This is a genomic window from Fibrobacter sp. (assembly GCF_045112255.1).
Lineage (GTDB): Bacteria > Fibrobacterota > Fibrobacteria > Fibrobacterales > Fibrobacteraceae > Fibrobacter.
The window spans coordinates 20,774-35,192 of record NZ_JBGUHR010000060.1 but is presented as its reverse complement, the minus strand read 5'-3'; the positions used below and the strand labels follow the sequence as shown (position 1 = coordinate 35,192).

The window sequence follows — 14,419 nt, the reverse complement described above, 5'->3', positions numbered from 1 at the left end:
ATGGAACTTGGTGAACTTGTACGAATCTACAAGCAGCACGGCGACTTGCCGCTGTATTACCGCGACTTCGACGGTAATTTAATCGAGGCCGGATGCAATTACATCCACTCATTCGGTTTCGGCTTCTACAAGATGATCATCCCTTGCGACGAAATGGAAACCGTCATGCGGCTTGGTACTGGACAGAAGTTCACTCGTCAGAAGGCTCTGCCGGGTACGCTGGAACCAGTCGTCATGTTCGAGGATGGCTTGGCAGATGAAGACTGCGACATTCCAGTCTTCGTGAAGCATTTCGATGCATTTGACATCCAGCCGCATAGCGAACGCTGCGAGGTCGTTGACGGAAAGCTGGTATTCTTCCACGACAAGGAATTCTGGGACGCATGGTTGGTCGCAAAGGAACGTAGCAAGGCTCAAAAACCTAACATAGATATTGGTAAGTTTGCGCCAAGCTTACCGATCCTCCGTAACTGCGAGCCTACTCTGCTGGCAGATAAGCTCGTGAGCGTGAAACCGATCAAAGGGCCGATAACATGGTCGAGTACGAAATAGCCGATGTCAACCGACGGTATGACAATCTGTGCAAGAAGCTGAACACTGCCGCATACGCCATCCTTAACGTCGATCCGACAGACTACGAGATCCACGTCAAGATGCGTATGCCGTCATACGACCGATACGTCTTTTTCGAGCTGTGGCCGCACGGCATCGAGGCGAAATATACGCTGCGCTACATACCGACCGAAGTCGTCGACCAGTATTTCGAAGGCGGTCTGGATGCAGCTAGGCACCGTTGGGATGTCATCAAGGCCAAGGCCGCCGAACTTAGGGAATTTAGGAAAAGGAACAAACTATGAGCAAGACACTTGAAGAACTGGAAGCTGAATACGACAAGGCGCGAGACGCCTACTTTAAGGCCAAGGAAGAAGCCGCCATGCAGAAGTATAGCGGCCTTGTCGGCAAATGGGTAGAGGTCAGCAACATTCCGTGGGATCTGGACGAAGAGAAGGACGAACAAATGTATCAGAACTACAAAAACGATGATGCACCGTCCTACATGCTTATCGAGAAGGTTGTACATGTGACTCCGATGTCGTCTGATGTAGACAGCGTACACATCACGCCGTCTCGCTGCGCCGAGGTTCTTAGTACGGAGTCAAGCGGCTTCTTGTGGAAGACATACAAGTGTCAAGAAAATTTCTACACCAACCGCTACAAGGTCGTCGACGCTAACTACGTTGCGGAAGCCCTCAAGAAGGTCACGCTCAAGCAAATCGAAGCTACGAACAAGATCATCAAGGAAATTACCCAATGAAATACTTGCTGTTAAGCGACATACATGTCGACACTCACTTTGAAGACGCCGTCGGAAAGGTGAGGTCGCATGTGGACGATCCGGAAGAATCAGTCACCATCGAAACCCTCGAACATCTCTGGAAGTTCTACAAGATCCCAGAGACTGAAGGCATATTCCTCGCTGGAGACTACTCCAACGATTACTTGACGTTCACCCGTATCGTTCCGTGGCTTAGCAACAAGTACAAACGAGTCGTCATGGTTCTCGGCAACCACGACCTCGTCGTGCGCGGCAGTACGCCGTCCAAGGCCAATCTGCAGTTCGCTTCGACCGAACAGAAGATCGCTCGTATAAAGGACTTCTGTCGCGCTTATGACAACGTATTCCTTCTCGACGGCGAAGACGGCCCTCTCATGCATATCCGCGAAAACTTCGGCGGTTGCATGGGCATGTGCGACTTCAAGTGCGAAGCCCCTTCTTATGGGCTGGATGCGTTTACCGCGTGGCGTAGGCACTGGTTCGACGGTCGTCATTGGAGATACTTCAACCAAGAGCCAGCCGCCATCTGGAACCACTACGACAAGAAGATGATGAACATTGTCCAAGCACGACCGAAAGTCATCATGACGCATTTCGTGCCGTACCAGCTTGGCGTGTCGTTCGACTTCCGCAACGATCCGTGGAACTACGCCTTCTACTTCGACGCCGAAAAGTATCTCGAAGAGATGCCGGACGATTCCTACTGGTTCTGCGGTCACGTACACGGTCGTAGGAAGGCCGAATACGTCAACTCCAAGGGAAACAGAATCCACATCTGGTGCAATCCCCTTGGCTATCCCGGCGAACGCACTAGGTACATCGAACTGCTCGACTACACTGGAGAAAAGCTGGAACGCGGCTCCGTTGACGGCAGCGACAACGACTTCATCATCGATCTTTAAGAGGTTGTATGTACAGAGTAAACAAATATGTTCCTAATTGCGTGGATGGTTCTGGCATCAAGTTTGAATACGCAACATCTGCCGAAGCAGTGCTGGAAACCAAGGCGTATAAGGAAGCCGTCGGCGATCGTTACCTTTACTGGTATGCTAACATTCCGTTCGATTCCCAGGCATACTTGCGCGATTTGACGTGTGACATGTTGTTCTTTGTCCAAGACGACGATGGTCATTATTGGGGAGCGCTTCACGTTGTATCAGATAATCTGTTCGAAATGGAGCTGTTCTTGAAAGTCGCGTCGGTTCGAGCAGTGACCGAGAATACTGCGCCCAAGGAATCTGATAACGATATCAACAAGTGTCTGCGTAGAGCAAAGCTCGCTTATCTGGAGGCAAACCCAGGCGTAACCGATGTCGATGCCGTTATCGACCATATCGAATACAGCAAATACGGCGTACAGATATATGCACAGATCGTGCCGAAGGTGCAAACATCTAACTTTATCGTGAAGGTTACTATCGACAATGACAAGGTGGATTCGGAAATTGGCTAGGCGCATGAAGCGAAGCTGGCTATGCTTCAACGAGCGAGAAGACCGAAAGGAACGGTCTGGTCAACATTTCTATGGCCCCGGCGGAACTGTCATTTGACACACACGCCTATCTTTACTATATTTGTGGTATGAGCAAGTTCTATCTTATTTCGCTTAACAAGCCGGAAGACAACCGACTGGAAAGGTTCATCAAGGATTCCTTTGATGATTGGATGCACTACATGGAGTGCAACTGGGTCGTCGTGTCCGACAAGAGCGTAAATGAAATCACAGACCGTCTGGTGCCGTGGGTACGCAATTCAGACGAGAGCAAACAGCTCATGCTCGTTACCGAAATCGAACCAGACAATGTCAACGGTTGGCTTCCTCAAGCCGCGTGGGACTGGATCCGAAAGAAACAGCGAGAGATTACGTACAAGTCGATGGAGAATCCGTCGATCATCGACATGTTCAACTGCGGCATATTCTCGCCAGAACTTGAACGCGCTCGGTGCATCAAGGACATCGACAATATTCTTGCTCCGTACGAGAACAACGTATCTTGGTTCGTTATGTTGAACGTGAGGAACCGCATGATCGATGTGCTGACCCAAAGGATAAAGGCGCACAATGAAGCTCGATGATTATACAGACGTTGCCATAGTGGCCAGCATCATTGCCCTAGTGGTATTGCTGGTCAAGTTTGTGTAGGAGAGAGCACAAACAAAGAAAGCCACCTAGTTCTTCTAGGTGGCTATTCTTATTGATGGATTAAATTACTTTTCGGCACCAACCCAGTCGAGATACTTGTCGTCGTGCAGAACGTAGCCAGCGGGGCCGCAATCCTTGTCTGGGCCATACTTGCCAGCCATAGAGATCGAACACTTCTCGACATCGTCGTCGGTGACGTCGCCAGTCATGAGGACGCCTGGGCCTACGCGGTTTCCTGGGTTCTCGGCGGTGGCGTTATCGAAGGTCTGACCGTCCGGCATCTTGTACACGTCGCCAGTGATGGTGGAGTAATACTTCGTGCCGTCCGGGGAGACGTACCATCCAGCTTGCACGTACGGCTGCTTGTCGAGGTCGCTCACGGAGATGCCGTTGAACGACGGTACGCCGCTGTCGGTCTTCTTGAAGAGTTCCGGCTTCTGATCGGCGCTTACGAACTTGTAGCCCTTGTTCTTGAGCGCCAGACCGTCATAGGAACGGTTCTTTACGGTCGCCACGGTATTCTCGTCCTTGACGTACTGATTGGCGTCGTCCTTCATCTGCTGCACCGTCTGCTTGCCAGCGTCGATCGCGCCGTTGATCTTGTCGGCATTTGCTACGCCAGTTCCAAGGCCAGTCAAGTACGATCCGGCGGCAATTCCGCCAATGGCGGCTGCCTTGCCGAACTTGCTTTCCATCTGGGCCTTCTGTTCGCAAGTGCGGTAGAGTAGTTCAACTGCTTCCAAGAGGTTCTTGTTCTTGTCGTTCATGCTCTCGTGCAGCTTGTCGATGAATAGTTGGTTCATGGTCAAATCCCTTATACGATATACGCAGTTTATATCTTTACTAAACTGGTATTCAAAATGGAATTAACCTAATTTATACAGCATGAGTATTTACGTTGTCGGTTCCTCGAAGAACCTCTTTCTTGAATGCGACGATATCCGCGAGAAATTCATCGTCGACGCACCTCACGAAGGCGCGAACATTGACCCGTTGAACCCTTGGTACTGCGAACTCACTGGCTTGTACTACCTCTGGAAGAACGCCACGTCCAAGTATGTCGGTCTGGAACACTACAGACGCTTCTTCGCCTCGCCGAAGAAGAACAAGCAGCGAATGAGCAAGGAGGAAGTCGAGACTATCCTCAAGGATAACGACATCATCACTTGCCGATTCCGCCACCATCCCAAGGTCACCGGGTTCAGCTCCGGCTACGACTGGTTCCAGAAGGCTGGCCCAGCAGACGAATTCAATGCGTTCATTGAAATAATGAACAGCAAGTTCAACGGACTCGGTGACAAGTTTGCCGACTATACGCAAGAAAGGGAACTAGTCCAGTGCAACATGTTCGTCTCCACGAAGTCCGTGGTGGACGAGTATTGCGAATGGCTGTTCCCTAAGTTGGCTGCTTTCGACAAATACCGTGGTCTGAGCGATTCTAACCGCCGCATCGACGGATACCTTGCCGAACATATTTTCGGCTACTGGATACGCTCTAGGGGCCTTAGAAACTACGTCGCGACGAAGGTCGAGATGCACTTCCTGGCCAGAGCCGGATCCAATATTTAGAACGACGAACTATAATCGACGCGGTCGATCGTGTCGTTGTACTTGTCGTTGAAGTAGCGGAGCATGATCGCCTTGGTAAAGACATAGTCTTGGTAATAATCGCCATGCTTGAGTTTACCAATGACTGCTTCCATGTATTCTTTGACCGCGTTGAATACAGACTCCTTCATCGTGACGTGAGTGCATTTTTCGCCGTTGTAGATCGTATAGGACGAATCCATCATGTCGGCAATCTGCTTGTCGATGAAGCTCTTGAAGTTCGGAAAGCGGACATCAAGCGAGGAAAGCTGTTCCAGATAGTGTGACAGCACCAATGCAATATTGTGCAGCACTTCGTCACCGGGCTTATTCGTAGGGTCGAGCGTGAATATGCGCTGCTGCCTTACGATAACGGTCTTGCCTCGATTAAAGTGGTCTGTACTTTCGGCCCTCAAATAGCGAGACGTGTCGATATGTCCGTTGCATCGATCTTCTTGGATGTATTTGCCAGCCAAGTCGGACATCAGTACGATTCCCCAGTCCGTCGTATGTGCGCCTTCCCAAGTTGCGCAATGACGAGATTCATACTTGTCGTATCCGTTGTACGTCATGTATCGAACAGCGAATACAGAAACCCACTGATCAGAGTCAATGCACCGACGTTGAATGATGTAGTGCGGAACGCCGACTACGCCGTTACCGACGACATCTACATTCTTGTACGGCGCAGAGACTATACGGAAATACGTCTTGAAAATGTCTTTCAGTCGTCCATATAGCCTCGGCTGATTCTCATTCCACTTGACCGGATAGGTGTGCTTCCAGTTGGGCTTAGGGCCTTTTTCTGGAAGACCGAAAGCCAAATTCTGGCAGTATTCGCACATGATCTGCGCTAGACGATACAGCGCATACCGTACAACTTTGGGGCCGTCCTTCTCGGACAACTGCGGTGCTAGGCGGAACTTGCGGATTACTGCCTCTGGCTCGAAAGGTATCCACTTCCCATCAAACTGCATCTGGCAGTCGCCACCGCGCTTGAAGATGTCCATGCATTCGTCGAACGATATGAGGCCAGCACCAATTTCAGATTTTTTAGCAGTCATAATGCTCTCCAGTTAATTATGCTAGACCCAACCCACGGCGGCAAGGACTTTCTTGTAGCCAGTAGGTTCGAGCGAGCTGCCCCACTCGGTCATGTTGCCCTTCAGTCCGTTGTTGAAGGGGTACACTTCCTTGTATACGAGCACATGGTTGTCCTTGTATCCACTGAGGCCGTAGAACACAAGTCCTTCATATACCGCAAGCAAGTCGTGCAGTTTCTTTCCCGGTCTGACCGGAAGTCCTTCGGTGAGGTACTTCTCGTCCTTCCAGATGACCTCGAAGGTGTTTCTGTCGTCGTGACAGACGTTCTTGCCTACGAGGATGATCTGTTCGATGTTGTCGGACTTCAGAACGGCGTCTGCAGCCGCGACATCGCAGTTGAAGTTGAAAGTACGGACGGCGGACTTCCCACGGAATTTCGGAAGCGCCTTGTTCGAGGGCACGATCGGTTCGCCGACGAATCCGCCGTTCATCACGAGCTGCTGGAGCTTGTGATCCTTGACGTATTCGGCGACCTTGGTGAGCGCACCGCCGCAATAGACGATTTCCGTCGGTTCGGCGACGCCCATCGGATTTTTCGGTTCGGCATCTTCCGGGATGCTGTCGAACACCTTGACTCCCCAAGACTCGATCAGTTTCACACGGGCCTTGCCGACGTCGCTTGTCGGCATCGGATCGAGAACGACTCCCTTGAGGAATACGCTTCTCTCGGCCATGTATCTGATGGTGATGAGGTCGTCGATATCTTGGTCGATATCGGCGATGTAGATAACGTTTTTCATTTTAAATAAATTCCTTAAAATACATTGAGCCAGTGTCCCCACGAGGGCGTGGTGACGTAGGCATTGGTTTGTTTGTTGTAGCTCTTGTCGATCTGCAAGAAAGCCCTATCCTTGCCGTTCTCGTCAACGATCTTCGCCTCGGCTACATACTTGTACTTGGCAGCCCCGACGCGGCGCTGCAAGTTTGCTTCCATCGCCTTGCCAGCCGTAACCGGACTGTCGGCGACGCATTCGCCAGCAACCATTTCGAGGGTGCCCACACCAGGCAAGTTCTCCAGACGGAACTTGAGCTGGTACTTCTCCTTGGACTCCTTATTTACCGTCCAGTCCAAGATGGACGCTTTCTGCTTTGCCATGTTAAACCTCTAGTAATTTATACGAACTTTTTCGTACATGTTGTCACCGACGTACTTGTATCGGTACTGCGGATTGTGCTGCTGCTTGTACTCGTTACGGTAGTCGATGTACGCCTTGTAGTCGGGAGCCATGCTGGCGTGTCGGCGTTGCGGATCGTAATTGCAGCCGAGCCAAATCGACACAGCAATCGCGATTATCCATAAGGTGATTTCGTATCTGCGACGGATCACGGAAGCAGTGAGTAAAACTCCACCAACAAATGCAAGAAGGAACAATGCGATACTCATTACGAACGTTCTCCAGATTCGGCGTATTCAATGTAGATCTCGCCTCGCTTGAGCTTTGGACGGCCAGTAATCTTGCGATAAATGGCTGAACTGATGACATCGACAATACTCCAGTACACGATAATGGACGCCAACCCAAGAAGTATCGTATACCACGTCTTGCCCCAGTGTTCGACCAGCAGACCGGGCACGATGAAGCACGGAGCCACGACGGCGGCAAGCAGCACGAGTGCGACCGTCAGCAAGATGAGTGCGCCAGTAAAGCACAACGCATTCCAGCCCACATCCTTAAAGAATTCCTTCATCTTCAGCTTCCTTGACCGCTTGGTCGAAACAGTGTTCGTTGAAATACTGGATCTTGTACGCATCGATCAGTCGGTGGACATTCTGTCGAGAACAGTTCTCCTTGTTCGCGATGTCCTGAATCGAGAGCAGCGACTTCGCATGCATCAAGAAGAATTTCTTTCCTCGCTGCGCGGCTCGGTGTATCGAAGCGCTGTCCTTGACCTTGAACTCCTTCAAGGAGTTCTCGTTCGCGGCCATGATGAGCATGCGTTCGTCCTTCGTAAGCCCTTGCAAGCCGTTGGTGTCCATCTTCTCGTAGAACAGCTTCAAGAAGTCTACGCCAAGCTCGTTTCCTCGCTGTATGGCGCGTTCCAGACCCTTCTCTGGGGGCACCACGCCCTTGCGCACCATGTTGTCCTGGAGTTCGCTCCAGCGGCCTCCTTCTTGGCGCTTCTTGACGAACTTGAAGCCCAGCTTACGTGCGCGAGTTAGACAGTTGGCGTAGCTCGGATGGTTGGGCGGAATCTCGCCACGGCGGATCATGTCGTCCTCTTCGGGCGTCCACTTGTTGTATACGCGCTTGGTAAAAACTTTTTCCATACAAACACCTCTTTGTGCTATAAAAATGGGAATCCGGTACACGCCCAGACTCCCATTGCGATAATTAAAAATTATTTGGAACGGAGAGAATCGGACAGATTGATGGCGTTCTGCACCTGTTCCTTGGTCTTGCCAGTCTGGTCGGCGATGTCGGCGACGGACATTCCACTCTTGCGGAGAATGGTCACGGTCTTCACGAACTTGCCGACGATGTCGGAAATGTGCTGGTTGTTGTGTGCGGACACCGGAGCAAGCGTCAGTTCCATCTGGCCGCTAGCGGTCATGGTGGTCTTCTTGTTAAGGCCGAGCTTGTGGCGGAGACAGCGGAGCGCTGCCTTAGTACGGCCAGCCGGAACGATGTTCTGACGAGCGAGTTTGAGTTCATCCTCATTCCACGCGGCTTGCTTCACGAGTCCGAGCTGACGACGGCGCTGATACACGGCCTTCAGCGTACGGCCAGGAAGCGTGGTTGCACCATCGCGAAGCTTCTTGTCTTCTTGGACGGTGTAGGGGAGGTTCTTTCGTGAAAGATCTCCAGTAGTCTTAGTTTCTGCTGTATTGGTATTCATTCCTTTTCCTTTGTTAAGGGTTGTTGATGTGATGAAATATAGTAAAGACCTTGACAGTCGAGTTACTTCCTAATGTAAAAATTTTTTAAGGTTGTAGTGCGTGTTGACAATATAGCTAGGAACGATACTTGTCGTGTCCGCACTGTTGACGATACACGAGTAGTTCATGTTGGGTGCGCTGAACTCACAGAAGATGTACTTGTCGGAGTCGAGGATCCAAGCACGGTCGAGGTTCTTGGAGAACGCCGCCATCGACTTCGTCTCGGCGAAGCATTCGGTAGGCGGTTCGATCTTCTGCTTGGTGACGCTTTCCCACGCACCAGCGAATACACCGCACTCCAGCTTCATCGAAGCGAAAATCAATGTCGGCAGAAAGAGGACTAGAAGGAACTTACGCATTGGGACTTTCCTCCGTTCCCACTTGCTTGAGCATGTCTTCGATAGTCTCCTTGGTCAGACGATCGTACATCATTTCGTACATGGGTGCGATAGCACCAGACACTTCGTAAATGCGACGCGCCTTGTCCTTGGACTCGTCGGTGGCGAGCTTCACCAGATGGGAGGCAAAGTTGCTTGCCATGATGACGATGGCGGCCTTGCCGATATCGGCATGATCTGCCACGACGGACTTGAAGCTAGCATAGGTCTCTTCAGTGATTCTGGAGAAATTGCGGAGCGCATTGTTCATGCTGCCCGGTCGCTTCTGGAACGCTTCATAACGTACTGCGATGTTGTCTTTCTTAGCCATGGTCAAGCTCCTTTGTTTGAGGGTGAATTAGTTTCGGTGGCTGCCACTTGCATCTCGGCGCGAGGCAGTCCCGCGAGGTTCGTGTCATTCTGCCGTCGGAGTCGGCTTCACGTGCTGGAATGCGTGGAACAGTCCGATAACCGTACTGGCGTCTTCTCCGAACAATCCGAGGTCGATGGCGTCGAGCTGATCCTTGAAGTCTTCGTAGTCCTCGATGCCACGGTTGAGGATGTCGGTCAAGATGCGGATGACATCCCTGATATACGACTTTCCGATATAGTTTCCACGCTTGATGTACTTGTTGATACGAACGAGCGAGGAAATAGGATATTCGGAATGTGTATAGAACGTCTGCCCGGTGGACTTGGCGACGAGCCAGTCAGGCGTGAAGTCCACGTGGCTTATCGGAGAACCGTTGAGCGCCTTGGTGAACCTCGCTCCCACTTGGACATGGGCGAAGTCGAATGACTTCAGAAGTTCTTCGAGCGACGGCTTGAAGTAGTTGCAGAACTGGACGGTTCTGCCATCGATCTTCGCCGTAACGGCGTTCTTCGTCACGCACACTACATTGTCTTCGCCGATCTTGCTGCGGACATCGTCGAACTGATTCCTCCATACGGGGTATATGTCGAAATCGTTCGGGGCTTCCTCGTTGAGGCTGTTGCCAGCCACATAGAAACTGCCTACCGCGTCATAGATTTTCTGGGCGAACGGCATGCGAGCTTCGATGCGCTGAGCAAGCTGTACAGAAATTTCTTCTTCGAACTTCGTGTCAATCATATCACTTGTCCGTGCCTATGGTTTCCTTGACGGTTTCCTTGACGGTTTCCTTCACCACAGAAGATGCACTGTCCTTCACGGCGTCGACTACCTTGCTAGTAGTTTCAACCGCCTTCTTGGCTCCGTCAGTGACCGTTTCCTTCACTGTGCCGACCGCATCAACCGCATAGCTGTGGATGATGGTTCCAACGTCCTTGAAGATCTTGACGCCTTCGTTGCCGATGTCCTTGGCGGTTTCGGTGTTGACCAGGTATTCGGCGGCTTGTATGCCAGCGATCATGTATACGGCCTTCTTGGTCGGAACTAAAGCGGACAAGGCAATGAACACGACTGCGACGATCATGCTGATGAATGTGTACTTGCACCACTTCTTGACGCTAGTCTTCGCCGTGTCGAACTCGTTTTCAGCAGCGGCACAGCCCATTACGATGAGCGAGATACAGGCGGAAATGCCGAAGAACAGACCGATTCCGAAGGTGACGTCTTCGACACGTTCGATAACTTCTGCGAGGTAGACGAGGATACTGAGTGTGGTAAACATGGTTGATTACTCCTTGTTGTGTTTGTTGTGGTTTTTGGTGCGCTTATTCAATGGTTTCTTGTGGCAGTCCCGCCGATCTTGGTTCAGTCTGTCGTTCGGCACAGCCAGAATGTAGAACGGAGAGTCGTTCTCGTAGCCAGTCACCGCATAATCGACATGGAGAGGATTGGCGTTCTCCTTGATCTTGGCGAAGAGCTTGTCCGGATCGAAGGTGAACGGCTCACGGAAGAACACCGTATTGGTATCGCCCAGAGTCCGCTTGATGTAGTTGTAGATCCGCTTGTTGTTGGACAGCAAGATGATTCCGGAATACTCGCGATTCTGGAGCGAACGAAGAATGAGATGCATGTAGCTCGGAACTTCGTTCGGCTGCAATACCTTCCTTACCTTGACAAATGGGCGCAGTTTCTTCTTGATGCTTCTCCACAAGAACCATTCGGAAATGCGTTCAATGAAGTTGCTGATTTTCGTAAACATGGTTGTAATTCCTTTTGTGATTATCTTGTGAGTAATTCGCCAACAGTCGGCACCAGTCCCATAGCGCACATGCTAATGAATCTGTCGTCGCTAGGCTGTTTGAGATTGGTAGTCGCCAGCTTGATGCGCTGTCTCGGAATGATGTCTTCGATGTCGGTGCCTCGGCAGTCGACTTCGATCACCCATTCTTGTCTGCGGAGTCCGAAGTTCGGTTCTCCTCGCCAATAGTCTTCGATGTTTTCGATTGCCATACTTACCTCGCTCGGCAATAAAGTTCAAGGTACTGGTCACGCGCCATGGCCACGTTGCCTTCCATTGCAAGCTCTACGAGCTTGATGTCCATCTTGCGGTCGATTGGCTTGCGGCGACCATCCACGTAGTCGATATGGTATTCTATATCGGTTTCGCTTACGCGGTTGAAGTGGAATGTGGATCCGTCGGTGTCGCCAGCATTGATGCCAAGAACTCCGCAGATTGCACACTGTACATTCATTCTGAACATGTCGACTTCGTGCTGTTTTTGTTCGTATTCGTCAAAAGTCATTTTGACCCCTACACAGAAAATTCAGTGAAGCCAGCTTCTCTTTCGAGACGGCGGATTTCGGAAGTCAAGTTCTTGGCTGCGTGGGCCTGGTCGCGAGAGGAGCCAGCAATGGGGATCCACTTGGAAGGAGTATCCTTCATGACGAGCTTCATGTGCTTTCGACCCCATTTCTGTTCCCATCGACCGCTTCGTACAGCGTTCTTGACGATGTCTTGCATAGACTTATCAATTTTTCGTAATCCACAGCGCATAAAAATTTCCTTTTTGTTTAATTTGTTGAAAAGTAGCCACGCCACTCGACGTGGCTACGAATTTGTTTGTTATACTCCGTACTTCTCCGGGAAGACGGCGTATGCGAGTATTGCGACTTGGTAGCCGTTGCCGCCACGAGAAATCGGACAATCGACCACGCCACCCTTTTCGAAGTCCTTCGCAGTCGCACCGATGATTCGATGGTTCTGGACTCCGAGCTGACGAGTAAGTTCTTCTGCGGCTTTTGCGGCCTTCTTGCGAGACGAATACGGAACTTGGCTGATACCGTAGTCGAAGTCGCCGTCGTGGCAGACACCGAACTTGACCAAGTATGCGTAACCGCATTCGGCTGCATCGAGTTCGTTGAGTCGGTCGATGATCTTGGCGATCGTCTTGGACTGCTTGTTATTCGGACTTAATACGTTCATCAAGTGATACAAACACTTGTGCAGAGCGTTGACCGGAGACTTGTTGTCGGACAACGCAACCTTGATGTCGGTTTTCGTGCCCTTGTAAACCACGATGGCGATGTGCTGGTCTTTCGGCTTGACCAAGGGATATGCCGTCTTGGGATCCTTGCACTCTTTCTCGAACTGGGGACGACCAAGCAACTCGATACTGACGATGCGCTTGAATTCGGCTCGGAGTATCTGTGTGATTCGGACGAGCTTCAGAAACTGCTTTTCGGTGATTTTCATTTGTTTACCTCTTCGCGTGTGCCTTATTTATCGTTGTTCGAGGCAGTCCCGTCGCCGTCGGAACAGTTCTTGCTGACGATTTTCACGTCCATGTTGTCCGGCTTGATGACTTCAACCTTGGTGACGATCGCCATATTCGACAAGACATCCAAGAGGATGTAGCCGACCAGTAAGATCGTTCCCAGAATCACTTGGAGAACGCCATCATTCCACTTGTCGAAACGCCATATCGTGTATACGCCAGACGCTAGGCACATCAGTCCAGTGAGCGACAAACTGACTTTGTAGAATTTAACCATTGGATTTTTCCTCATCGTGTTTCTTGTTTGATCGACGGAAGTCGATGGTGAACTCTTCCTCGCATTCCGGACAAGGTATTTCCTCTACGGCGAAGTGGTCGTAGTCCGTCATTACTTCTGGAAGCAACTGAATCTGCCGTTCGGCAAGCTCCTTGGTGTCGAATACACCCAGCTTAGGCATGAGTCCGTAGAACTCACGACGAATCATATACTTTGTCTTCATGGCGGCTCCTAGTAGGCGTAGCGACCGTCGTAGAAATCGTCGATGGAGCAGAGCATCCGACGATAGCACATATAGATGTCGTCGAACTTGTCGTATTCGTCCAGCTTGCAGAACTGTTCGCTTTCGGAGAGACGAGCCTTGATCTTTTCGTACATGACATCAGGAACTTCACATTCTTGAATGTCGCTGACGGCGATCGGAGACTCGTGTGCCTTGACAGCTTCGGCTTCTTCCTTGGTGTTCGTCCAAGTTATTTTCGGTCTGTAGGCCGGGTTTACGTGGGTCGATGTGACCTTGAATCTAATCATGTTTCTACCTCTGGTTAAAATATAACTTCTACCTACTGGTTTGTCAATAGGCAGTAGCTAAAAAGTTAATCTTTGTTGTGCTTGCGGATCTGGTCGCGGATGTACTGCACATTTCCGGCGATGTTCGGATGCAAGTCTCCGTACGTGCCGTCGGTCTTTGCGTAGACATAGTCGATGTTGTCGATGAGCGTCATGAGAAGCTTCTCGATATCGAGTTCGCCAGGGCCCTTTTCGACGACTTCGCCAAGCACGACATCGTTCTTGAAGACGGTAAGATTGCCGTAGTTGCTGATGTAGCGGCCTTCCTCTGTCTCTATCCAGTTACGGAGAAGGCGAGGGTTCTCGGTCTCTACGCCGTGGCCTTCGATGTACTTGGCTACGACAGCGCCGTGTTCATAGGCGATCTCGTACAAGCCGTCATCGAGCGTATCCGGAAACGGCTTGCCCATAGGATCCGTATAAATGAATCGAAACTTGTCGCCGATGTTAATTTCATTGCCCTTGAGGTCTTTTAATCCAGTTTTCATATTGATTCCTTTGG

28 protein-coding genes are annotated in these 14,419 nt (G+C 50.9%); 7 read left to right on the top strand and 21 right to left on the bottom strand.

Translation table 11 applies throughout. From position 1 onward, the window contains the following. The 6 genes from ACJMM9_RS08285 to ACJMM9_RS08260 all read left to right on the top strand — a co-directional run bounded on the left by ACJMM9_RS08285 (position 1) and on the right by ACJMM9_RS08260 (position 3,412). Positions 1–552, top strand: a complete 552-nt coding sequence (locus ACJMM9_RS08285; RefSeq protein WP_405325656.1) for a hypothetical protein — start codon at positions 1–3, stop codon at positions 550–552. Further along, positions 534–857: a hypothetical protein gene (locus ACJMM9_RS08280; RefSeq protein ID WP_405325654.1), complete on the top strand. Its 324-nt coding sequence runs from the start codon at positions 534–536 to the stop codon at positions 855–857. The genes ACJMM9_RS08285 and ACJMM9_RS08280 overlap by 19 nt, the downstream gene beginning before the upstream one ends. Continuing rightward, positions 854–1,315: a hypothetical protein gene (locus ACJMM9_RS08275; protein WP_405325652.1), complete on the top strand. Its 462-nt coding sequence runs from the start codon at positions 854–856 to the stop codon at positions 1,313–1,315. Before ACJMM9_RS08280 ends, ACJMM9_RS08275 begins: the two co-directional genes overlap by 4 nt. Next, the gene (locus ACJMM9_RS08270; protein ID WP_405325650.1) at positions 1,312–2,238 is read left to right on the top strand and encodes a metallophosphoesterase; all 927 of its coding nucleotides are present in this window, start codon (positions 1,312–1,314) and stop codon (positions 2,236–2,238) included. Before ACJMM9_RS08275 ends, ACJMM9_RS08270 begins: the two co-directional genes overlap by 4 nt. 8 nt (positions 2,239–2,246) lie before the next feature. After that, positions 2,247–2,789 carry a hypothetical protein gene (locus ACJMM9_RS08265; RefSeq protein ID WP_405325648.1) on the top strand — a complete coding sequence of 181 codons (543 nt, stop codon included), beginning with the start codon at positions 2,247–2,249 and terminating at the stop codon, positions 2,787–2,789. Between the two features lie 128 nt (positions 2,790–2,917). Beyond that, entirely contained in the window at positions 2,918–3,412 is a 495-nt protein-coding gene (locus tag ACJMM9_RS08260; RefSeq protein WP_405325646.1) for a hypothetical protein, read from the top strand. Between the two features lie 132 nt (positions 3,413–3,544). On the opposite strand, the gene ACJMM9_RS08255 is transcribed toward ACJMM9_RS08260, so the two are convergent. Continuing rightward, positions 3,545–4,282 (bottom strand): hypothetical protein, encoded by a 738-nt coding sequence (locus ACJMM9_RS08255; RefSeq protein ID WP_405325644.1) that lies wholly within the window; start codon positions 4,280–4,282, stop codon positions 3,545–3,547. Between the two features lie 82 nt (positions 4,283–4,364). Here ACJMM9_RS08255 and ACJMM9_RS08250 point away from each other — a divergent pair, with 82 nt between their 5' ends. Next, positions 4,365–5,048, top strand: coding sequence for a DUF4422 domain-containing protein (locus tag ACJMM9_RS08250; protein ID WP_405325642.1), 684 nt, complete (start codon positions 4,365–4,367; stop codon positions 5,046–5,048). Here ACJMM9_RS08250 and ACJMM9_RS08245 read toward each other — a convergent pair. From ACJMM9_RS08245 to ACJMM9_RS08150, 20 genes are all read right to left on the bottom strand, one after another. Then, entirely contained in the window at positions 5,045–6,130 is a 1,086-nt protein-coding gene (locus ACJMM9_RS08245) for a hypothetical protein (RefSeq protein WP_405325640.1), read from the bottom strand. The two genes, ACJMM9_RS08250 and ACJMM9_RS08245, sit on opposite strands and share 4 nt — an antisense overlap. Before the next feature lie 21 nt (positions 6,131–6,151). Continuing rightward, positions 6,152–6,910, bottom strand: coding sequence for a hypothetical protein (locus ACJMM9_RS08240; RefSeq protein WP_405325638.1), 759 nt, complete (start codon positions 6,908–6,910; stop codon positions 6,152–6,154). A gap of 14 nt (positions 6,911–6,924) precedes the next feature. Continuing rightward, positions 6,925–7,266: a hypothetical protein gene (locus ACJMM9_RS08235; RefSeq protein WP_405325636.1), complete on the bottom strand. Its 342-nt coding sequence runs from the start codon at positions 7,264–7,266 to the stop codon at positions 6,925–6,927. A gap of 9 nt (positions 7,267–7,275) precedes the next feature. Continuing rightward, the gene (locus tag ACJMM9_RS08230; protein WP_405325634.1) at positions 7,276–7,554 is read right to left on the bottom strand and encodes a hypothetical protein; all 279 of its coding nucleotides are present in this window, start codon (positions 7,552–7,554) and stop codon (positions 7,276–7,278) included. Beyond that, on the bottom strand, positions 7,554–7,859 hold the full coding sequence (locus ACJMM9_RS08225; protein ID WP_405325632.1) for a hypothetical protein: 306 nt from the start codon (positions 7,857–7,859) through the stop codon (positions 7,554–7,556). Before ACJMM9_RS08225 ends, ACJMM9_RS08230 begins: the two co-directional genes overlap by 1 nt. Next, positions 7,843–8,439, bottom strand: a complete 597-nt coding sequence (locus ACJMM9_RS08220) for a hypothetical protein (RefSeq protein ID WP_405325630.1) — start codon at positions 8,437–8,439, stop codon at positions 7,843–7,845. The genes ACJMM9_RS08225 and ACJMM9_RS08220 overlap by 17 nt, the downstream gene beginning before the upstream one ends. 71 nt (positions 8,440–8,510) lie before the next feature. After that, the gene (locus ACJMM9_RS08215; RefSeq protein ID WP_405325628.1) at positions 8,511–9,008 is read right to left on the bottom strand and encodes a hypothetical protein; all 498 of its coding nucleotides are present in this window, start codon (positions 9,006–9,008) and stop codon (positions 8,511–8,513) included. 69 nt (positions 9,009–9,077) lie between these two features. After that, positions 9,078–9,407 carry a hypothetical protein gene (locus tag ACJMM9_RS08210; protein WP_405325626.1) on the bottom strand — a complete coding sequence of 110 codons (330 nt, stop codon included), beginning with the start codon at positions 9,405–9,407 and terminating at the stop codon, positions 9,078–9,080. Further along, positions 9,400–9,756 carry a hypothetical protein gene (locus ACJMM9_RS08205; RefSeq protein WP_405325625.1) on the bottom strand — a complete coding sequence of 119 codons (357 nt, stop codon included), beginning with the start codon at positions 9,754–9,756 and terminating at the stop codon, positions 9,400–9,402. Before ACJMM9_RS08205 ends, ACJMM9_RS08210 begins: the two co-directional genes overlap by 8 nt. Before the next feature lie 84 nt (positions 9,757–9,840). Further along, positions 9,841–10,536 (bottom strand): hypothetical protein, encoded by a 696-nt coding sequence (locus ACJMM9_RS08200; RefSeq protein WP_405325623.1) that lies wholly within the window; start codon positions 10,534–10,536, stop codon positions 9,841–9,843. A 1-nt stretch (position 10,537) separates the two neighbouring features. Then, on the bottom strand, positions 10,538–11,077 hold the full coding sequence (locus tag ACJMM9_RS08195) for a hypothetical protein (RefSeq protein WP_405325621.1): 540 nt from the start codon (positions 11,075–11,077) through the stop codon (positions 10,538–10,540). Positions 11,078–11,083: 6 nt separating this feature from the next. Further along, positions 11,084–11,554: a hypothetical protein gene (locus tag ACJMM9_RS08190; RefSeq protein WP_405325619.1), complete on the bottom strand. Its 471-nt coding sequence runs from the start codon at positions 11,552–11,554 to the stop codon at positions 11,084–11,086. Positions 11,555–11,574: 20 nt separating this feature from the next. Continuing rightward, positions 11,575–11,805 (bottom strand): hypothetical protein, encoded by a 231-nt coding sequence (locus ACJMM9_RS08185; RefSeq protein ID WP_405325617.1) that lies wholly within the window; start codon positions 11,803–11,805, stop codon positions 11,575–11,577. A gap of 2 nt (positions 11,806–11,807) precedes the next feature. Then, entirely contained in the window at positions 11,808–12,098 is a 291-nt protein-coding gene (locus tag ACJMM9_RS08180; RefSeq protein WP_405325615.1) for a hypothetical protein, read from the bottom strand. A gap of 8 nt (positions 12,099–12,106) precedes the next feature. Further along, positions 12,107–12,316, bottom strand: coding sequence for a hypothetical protein (locus ACJMM9_RS08175; protein WP_405325613.1), 210 nt, complete (start codon positions 12,314–12,316; stop codon positions 12,107–12,109). A 102-nt stretch (positions 12,317–12,418) separates the two neighbouring features. Further along, the gene (locus tag ACJMM9_RS08170) at positions 12,419–13,048 is read right to left on the bottom strand and encodes a hypothetical protein (RefSeq protein ID WP_405325611.1); all 630 of its coding nucleotides are present in this window, start codon (positions 13,046–13,048) and stop codon (positions 12,419–12,421) included. Positions 13,049–13,071: 23 nt separating this feature from the next. Beyond that, positions 13,072–13,347 carry a hypothetical protein gene (locus ACJMM9_RS08165; RefSeq protein WP_405325609.1) on the bottom strand — a complete coding sequence of 92 codons (276 nt, stop codon included), beginning with the start codon at positions 13,345–13,347 and terminating at the stop codon, positions 13,072–13,074. Next, positions 13,340–13,570: a hypothetical protein gene (locus ACJMM9_RS08160; protein ID WP_405325608.1), complete on the bottom strand. Its 231-nt coding sequence runs from the start codon at positions 13,568–13,570 to the stop codon at positions 13,340–13,342. The genes ACJMM9_RS08165 and ACJMM9_RS08160 overlap by 8 nt, the downstream gene beginning before the upstream one ends. Before the next feature lie 8 nt (positions 13,571–13,578). Beyond that, the gene (locus ACJMM9_RS08155) at positions 13,579–13,878 is read right to left on the bottom strand and encodes a hypothetical protein (protein WP_405325606.1); all 300 of its coding nucleotides are present in this window, start codon (positions 13,876–13,878) and stop codon (positions 13,579–13,581) included. Between the two features lie 65 nt (positions 13,879–13,943). Next, positions 13,944–14,405, bottom strand: coding sequence for a hypothetical protein (locus ACJMM9_RS08150; RefSeq protein WP_405325604.1), 462 nt, complete (start codon positions 14,403–14,405; stop codon positions 13,944–13,946). Between the last annotated feature and the right edge of the window lie 14 nt (positions 14,406–14,419).